The sequence below is a fragment of the Galactobacter valiniphilus genome (genome assembly GCF_003575975.1).
Classification (GTDB): domain Bacteria; phylum Actinomycetota; class Actinomycetes; order Actinomycetales; family Micrococcaceae; genus Galactobacter; species Galactobacter valiniphilus.
Map to the genome: position 1 here is coordinate 1 of NZ_QQXK01000048.1, position 6,586 is coordinate 6,586.

4 protein-coding genes and 2 pseudogenes are annotated in these 6,586 nt (G+C 60.2%); 5 read left to right on the forward strand and 1 reads right to left on the reverse strand.

The window, feature by feature from the left end; all coding sequences use genetic code 11:
- Positions 1 to 86 precede the first annotated feature (86 nt).
- Positions 87 to 1,004, forward strand: coding sequence for an anticodon nuclease (locus DWB68_RS15405; protein WP_119426005.1), 918 nt, complete (start codon positions 87 to 89; stop codon positions 1,002 to 1,004).
- Positions 1,001 to 4,042, forward strand: coding sequence for a type I restriction endonuclease subunit R (locus DWB68_RS15410; protein ID WP_119426009.1), 3,042 nt, complete (start codon positions 1,001 to 1,003; stop codon positions 4,040 to 4,042). The genes DWB68_RS15405 and DWB68_RS15410 overlap by 4 nt, the downstream gene beginning before the upstream one ends.
- A gap of 118 nt (positions 4,043 to 4,160) precedes the next feature.
- On the opposite strand, the pseudogene DWB68_RS15415 reads toward DWB68_RS15410, so the two are convergent.
- Positions 4,161 to 4,514: pseudogene (locus DWB68_RS15415) on the reverse strand (transposase); the annotation flags it as partial.
- On the opposite strand from DWB68_RS15415, the pseudogene DWB68_RS15420 reads away from it, so the two are divergent.
- From DWB68_RS15420 to DWB68_RS15430, 3 genes and pseudogenes are all read left to right on the forward strand, one after another.
- A pseudogene (locus DWB68_RS15420) lies at positions 4,513 to 4,680 on the forward strand (integrase core domain-containing protein); the annotation flags it as partial. The pseudogenes DWB68_RS15415 and DWB68_RS15420 overlap by 2 nt on opposite strands.
- A gap of 101 nt (positions 4,681 to 4,781) precedes the next feature.
- Complete coding sequence (locus tag DWB68_RS15425) at positions 4,782 to 5,030, forward strand: helix-turn-helix transcriptional regulator (protein WP_119426007.1); 249 nt, start codon at positions 4,782 to 4,784, stop codon at positions 5,028 to 5,030.
- Positions 5,030 to 6,466 (forward strand): HipA domain-containing protein, encoded by a 1,437-nt coding sequence (locus tag DWB68_RS15430; RefSeq protein WP_119426008.1) that lies wholly within the window; start codon positions 5,030 to 5,032, stop codon positions 6,464 to 6,466. Before DWB68_RS15425 ends, DWB68_RS15430 begins: the two co-directional genes overlap by 1 nt.
- Positions 6,467 to 6,586 lie beyond the last annotated feature (120 nt).

Below are 6,586 nucleotides of genomic sequence, written 5' to 3' on the forward strand. Positions count from 1 at the left end.
AACCGCGAGCACTACCGACTACGCATGCTCCTCATCGGCGGCGGACTGACCCACCCCCACCTGAAGTAGGAAGAGCCGACAGTGTCGTGCTTTACAACTCGTTTGTTGAGGACGTTTTCACCTGGGATAACGAGCGAGTTGTACTCAAGATGAACCATACGTCAGAGCTACTAGAAACTATCGTGACTCAAGGTCTTGACGGTGCGATCGTCGACAACTTTCAGGCTTTTACCAGCGGCAGAATTGAGCCAAAACTCGACTTCGAAAGAGGTGAGATCACTTTTGGTATACACAAGGGTGATGACAATTCGGCGGACGGCATCAAGGTATCTCGAGCCGAGGAGAGCATATTTGTCTGGAGCGTCTATTACTCCGTCTTGAGCGAAGCGATCGAGACGCTTCGTGACAGTCCAGAACTGCGTTCTACGGCCCACTACGACCAGCTAAAGCTTGCGGTCATAGACGACCCGGTGTCATCCATGGACGATGTGCGCATCGTGTCAGTGGCGCTCGCTTTGGCGGAGCTCATCAAGCGAGCATCGGGGCTGGGCCTGAAATTTATCATCACAACCCATCACGCTCTTTTCTTTAACGTTCTGTTCAACTCGCTCCATCGGAAGAAGAGTCGAGCCTACGTTCTTCAACATGATTCAGCTGAGGGATGGTTACTGAGAAAGCAATCGCACGACTCACCTTTCAGTTACCACCTGGGAATTATCCACGATATTCAAAGGGCGATCTCCGTGAATGCGATCGAGCGTGCCCATTTCAATCAGTTCCGTGCACTGCTTGAGAAGACGGCAAATTTCCTGGGCTACACAGGCGGTTGGGGGTCTCTGCTGCGAGGGCCTGATGCAGCCCTGCTGACGAAAGTCCTCAATCTATACAGCCATGACCGATTCGGTGATATCGACACTTCCGAGGTGGCAGCAGAGCACAAGGAAGCCTTCACGAACGAGTTTCACGAGTTCCTGAAGACGTACAGATGGGCGGCAGCGGCATGAGTGATCTGAGTCCTCGTAAGTATGCTCCGATCGCAGTCTCGTCTGAGAGCACGGTTGTTGCCGAGTACATCCCCGACGTAGCGGGTGCGTCGTCGTATCAGTCTGAAGCGGATCTTGAGCGTGAGCTGATCCGGTTGTTGCAGTTGCAGGCGTACGAGTATCTGCCGATAACGTCGGAGGCGCTGCTGGTCGCGAATCTGCGCACCCAGCTTGAGGCATTGAATGCGATGAGGTTCTCCGACACGGAGTGGGAGCAGTTCTTCTCTGAGCGGATTGCTGGTGCGAACGACGGCATCGTCGAGAAGACCGTGCGCATCCAGGAAGACCATGTCCAGCTGCTGAAGCGGGATGACGGTTCGATCAAGAACGTCACGCTGATCGATAAGCAGAACATTCACAACAATAGGCTGCAGGTTATCAACCAGTTCGAGATCGGTCAGGGCGACGGCGGTTCTGCTCGCTCGAACCGATACGACGTGACCTTGCTCGTGAATGGACTGCCGATGGTGCACATCGAGTTGAAGCGTCGCGGCGTCGATATTCGTGAAGCGTTCAATCAGATCGATCGCTATCAGCGCGACAGCTTCTGGGCAGGCTCGGGTCTGTTCGAGTACGTGCAGTTGTTCGTGATCAGCAATGGGACGCTGACGAAGTACTACTCGAACACTACTCGTCGTCAGCATCTGAGCGAGTCGGCGGGTTCGAAGCGGGTGCGCAAGACATCCAACTCGTTCGAGTTCACCTCGTGGTGGGCGGACGCGCAGAACAAGCCGATCACCGACCTTTCGGCGTTTGCGAAGACGTTCTTCGCGAAACACTCGCTGCTGAACATTCTGACGAAATACTGCGTGTTGACGGCCGACCGGATGTTGCTCGTCATGCGCCCGTACCAGATCGTCGCGACCGAGCGGATTCTGCAGCGCATCGACATCTCGACCAACTACAAGACCCTCGGCAGCGTGGCCGCGGGCGGGTATGTGTGGCACACGACCGGTTCTGGCAAGACCCTGACCTCGTTCAAGGGGGCGCAGCTCGCGTCGAAGTTGCCGAGCGTGGACAAGGTGCTGTTCGTCGTGGATCGTAAGGATCTCGATTATCAGACGATGCGCGAGTACGACCGGTTCGAGAAGGGTGCGGCGAACTCGAACACCTCAACCGCGGTGTTGAAGAAGCAGCTCGAAGACCCGGGTGCGCGGATCATCATCACCACGATCCAGAAGCTCTCGACGTTCATCGCCGCGAACAAGGGGCATGCGATCTACGACGGGCACGTCGTGATCATCTTCGACGAGTGCCACCGTTCCCAGTTTGGCGACATGCACACCGCGATCACGAAGGCCTTCAAGCGATACAACCTCTTCGGCTTCACTGGCACGCCGATCTTCGCGGCGAACTCCGGCAGTGGCGGGAACCCGCAGCTCAAGACCACCGAGCAGGCGTTCGGCGAGAAGCTGCACACGTACACGATCGTCGATGCCATCACCGACAAGAACGTGCTGCCCTTCCGGATCGACTACGTGAACACGATCAAGGTTGGCAGCCCCGACGACAGTCAGGTCTCCGCGATCGACAAAGAGAGTGTGCTGCTCGACCCACGACGTATCTCTGACATCGTGAAGTACACGCTGGAGCACTTCGATCAGAAGACGAAGCGTGCTGAGCATTACACGCTCGGGGAGCGCCGCGTGCGTGGCTTCAACGCGCTGTTCGCGACCGCGTCCATCGAGGCCGCCCGAACGTACTACAACCACTTCCAGCTGCAGCAGGAAGGCCTGCCATCAGACAAGCGGTTGAAGGTCGGTCTTATCTACTCCTATGGTGCGAACGACGCCGTCGAAGATGGCGCGCTCGATGAAGAGGGCTTCGACACCGGTGCGCTGAGCATGGATGCGCGATCGTTCCTTGAGGATGCGATCCAGGACTACAACGACATGTTCGGCACGTCGTTCGACACCTCTGCTGACCGGTTCCAGAACTACTACAAGGACCTCTCGCTCAAGCTCAAGACCCGCGAGATCGATCTCGTCATCGTTGTGAACATGTTCCTGACGGGCTTCGACGCGACCACGCTAAACACCCTGTTCGTTGACAAGAACCTGCGCGCGCACGGGCTGATCCAGGCGTACTCGCGCACGAACCGCATCCTGAACTCCGTCAAGACCTACGGCAACATCGTCAGCTTCCGCGACCTCGAAGACGAGACCAACGACGCGATCGCACTGTTCGGCAACAAGGACGCCCGCGGCGTCGTGCTGCTCAAACCTTACGGCGAGTACTACAACGACTACGCCGAGAAGGTCACCGAACTGCTCAGTACCTTCCCCCTCGGTCAGCCGATCATCGGCGAAGCCGCTCAGAAGGAGTTCATCAAGCTGTTCGGTGCGATCCTGCGCCTGCAGAACATCCTCACCTCGTTCGACGAGTTCACCGGCAACGCAATACTCACCGACCGGCAGGGCCAGGACTACCGCAGCGTCTATCTCGACCTGTACGCGGAGTTCCGCAAGGACAAGGACGCCGACAAGGAACAGATCAACGACGACGTCGTCTTCGAGATCGAACTGATCAAGCAGGTCGAGATCAACGTCGACTACATCCTCATGCTCGTCCAGAAGTATCGCGACGAACGCGGCGACGGTGACGACAAGGAGATCCGCGCGGAGATCTCGCGCGCCGTGGACGCCAGCCCGACCCTGCGCAACAAGAAGGACCTCATCGAAGACTTCGTCGACTCCCTCTCTGTGGATGGCGAGATCGATCAGGAATGGCGAGCGTTCATCGCAGCCAAGCGGGGGGCCGAACTCGACACGATCATCAACGAGGAGAACCTCCGCCCCGACGAGACCCGCGTTTTCGTCGAAACTGCGTTCCGAGACGGACAGATCCGCACCACCGGCACAGCAATCACGAAGGTACTGCCGCCGGTGTCGCGGTTCTCTGCTGACGGCGGGCATGGCGAGAAGAAGCAACGCGTGATCCAGAAGCTCGGAGCGTTCTTCGAACGGTTCTTTGGGCTGAGCGCAGGATCGGATGGCTGATGAGCGCGTACGACCCGTTCTCCGCGAGCAATATCAGTGACCTCGTGCGGGCTAACCTTATAGACGGTCAGGTTCGGGTCGTCACTCATGAGGGTGTCCAGAAGGAGTTCAAAGAGGCTCATCGCAATCCGGAGTGTAGTTGGGGTCTGAATCCTCCGGCTTCGAGCAGCGATCTGGCGATGTAGTGGCTGAGGTTGCGGAAGCCGAGGGCGGAGCCTCGGAAGTGTTCGAGTCTCCCGTTGATCGCTTCGGTCGGCCCGTTCGAGGTGCCGGGCCGGTCGAAGAACGCGAGGATGTCGGCCGCGCGTTGCTTCAGTGTCCGGCCGGGTTTGCGGACCTCGACGAGCGCCGCGGGGACCCCGGCGGTGACGGAGTCGATCACGGCCTGCGTGAGCTTCTTCCCGAGCTTCTTGTCGGGTTCCCGGTAGGCGATGATCATGCGCTGGTAGATGCCCCAGGTCGCTTCGACTTCCCTGCAAGAGGAATGGGCCTACGCCCGCCCCTACAAGAGCGAATCAGAGCGCGTTGCCGTGTTCCCCGAATTCCTGCACCACTACAATCACCACCGCGGCCACACCTCACTCAGAGGCTCCACACCCGCCAACCGCGTACCCAACCTGGCGGGGCAGTACAGCTAGTCCTCCACTGCCTGACACATTATCCTGCGCTTTTCCTTGAGAGCGCAGGATAATGTGCATATAGTGGTGCGCACAGTATCCTGCGCTTCACTGGAGGCCTCATGTTTATCGGATCCACCCGCGACTTCGCCGCGTTCGTGCGCTCCCACCGCATCGGCGCCAAGATGACCCAAGACGAACTCGCCCGGGCGACCGGCATGAGCCGGCGGTGGGTGCAAGAAATCGAGGCCGAGCGCATCAAGCCAACACTGGAGGCCGTGCTCAGTGTCGCCGCAACGTTCAAGCAGGAGATGCACCTGGAGCCGGCCGGCAACGCCGATCCGTTCCGCGAGATCTTCGAGGGGCTGTGATGTCCGAGAGTGACGACCTGCTCGACGTGTGGCTCAACGGCCACCTCGCCGGCACGCTGATGCGCGGCCAGAGCGACGACGTCGAGTTCGCGTACAGCGACGAGCACCTGACACTACGCACGGCGACGCCACTTTCCGTGAGCATGCCGCTGGTCCAGCAGTACTACGGACCCAAGGAAGTCATGCCGTGGCTCTCCAACCTGCTCCCCGACGCCGTCGAAGTCCGCGACCGCTGGGCCGCGAAATTCCACGAAACGCGCAACGACCCCTTCTCCTTGCTGCGCCACATGGGCCAGGACGCCCCCGGTGCAGTCCAAGTCGTGCCCCGCGGCTTTGAGCCATCAACCCTCGGCGGGACAGCACCGATCACCGACGCCCGCATCGCAGAGCGGATCCACGAAATCATCGAAGATCCAGACCACTGGGTCGATGACACAGACGAGGACGAGGGCCGCTTCTCCCTAGGCGGCAATCAAGGCAAGTTCGCCCTCGCACTCGTCGACGGCGTCTGGCACGAACCCAACGGGCGCACCCCAAGCACGCACATCATCAAGCCGGGCATGGTCACCACGCACGGGCACACGAACTCCGAGATTCAGGCTGTCGAGTTCGTCACGATGCGCGCAGCCAAACGTCTGGGCCTCACCGTAGCTGCCGTTGAAATCGAAGACTTCGCTGGCCTTCCGGCCTTCGTCACGAAGCGCTACGACCGGCTGACGACCAGCACGGGCACCCTGCGGATGCACCAGGAGGACTTCTGCCAAGCACTGTCGCTACTGCCCTCTCGTAAGTACGAGGAGGACGGCGGCCCAACCATGCACGACATGGTTAACGTTGTGCGCGAGAACTCCTCACGGGCCGTCGCGGCCACTGATCTCCATGCGCTGGCGCAGCTCTTCGCCTTCAACCTCCTCACCGCCGGAGTCGACGCCCACGCAAAGAACCACAGCCTTCTGCTCAGCGGCAAAGCGGTGCGCCTGGCTCCGGCCTACGACTTGATCTCCGCTCACGGCATCTGGGACGAGAAACGAGTGCAGTTCAAAAGCTCCGCGGCAGTCCGCTACGGCAAGGAACGCCGCTTCCGTAACATCTCCGGCCGCAACCTTGCTCGCGCAGCCGACACTCTTGGCGTTCCCCGCGCCGAGTTCCACGAGATGCTCGTGCAGATGCAGTCCCAACTGCCGGCCGCCTTCGAAGCGGCCGCGGCAGAGTTGCCCGAGGGCATGCGCAGCCAGAACGTCCTGGTCATGCCAAGCAGGCAGGAGCGGTTTGGATCAGACGTGGCCGCGAGGGCGACCTCGCAGGATCTCGAGGAGACGCCGTCGTTCACCCCGCCATCAAACTTGGCCGACCGTGGCCGGCCGCGGGTCTGGGTCCCCGGCCAGGTCGAAGGCGGCCGATGGGTGAGCGGAAGCTACCGCAGCCGCGGACGCTGAACTGGCCATGGCCGGCCAGGCCTCTCACGGGCCTTGACCCTCGATCGTGGACACGGTGTCGGTTCGGTTATGCCGCTTCCGCGAGGGTAGCGGACGTGGTCTCCGCGTAGGCGGTCTCGT

Bases quoted from the DNA above. Each gene is read 5' to 3' on its own strand.
- DWB68_RS15430 (WP_119426008.1), top strand. From the start codon at position 5,030: ATGTCCGAGAGTGACGACCTGCTCGACGTGTGGCTCAACGGCCACCTC.
- DWB68_RS15410 (WP_119426009.1), top strand. From the start codon at position 1,001: ATGAGTGATCTGAGTCCTCGTAAGTATGCTCCGATCGCAGTCTCGTCT.
- DWB68_RS15425 (WP_119426007.1), top strand. From the start codon at position 4,782: ATGTTTATCGGATCCACCCGCGACTTCGCCGCGTTCGTGCGCTCCCAC.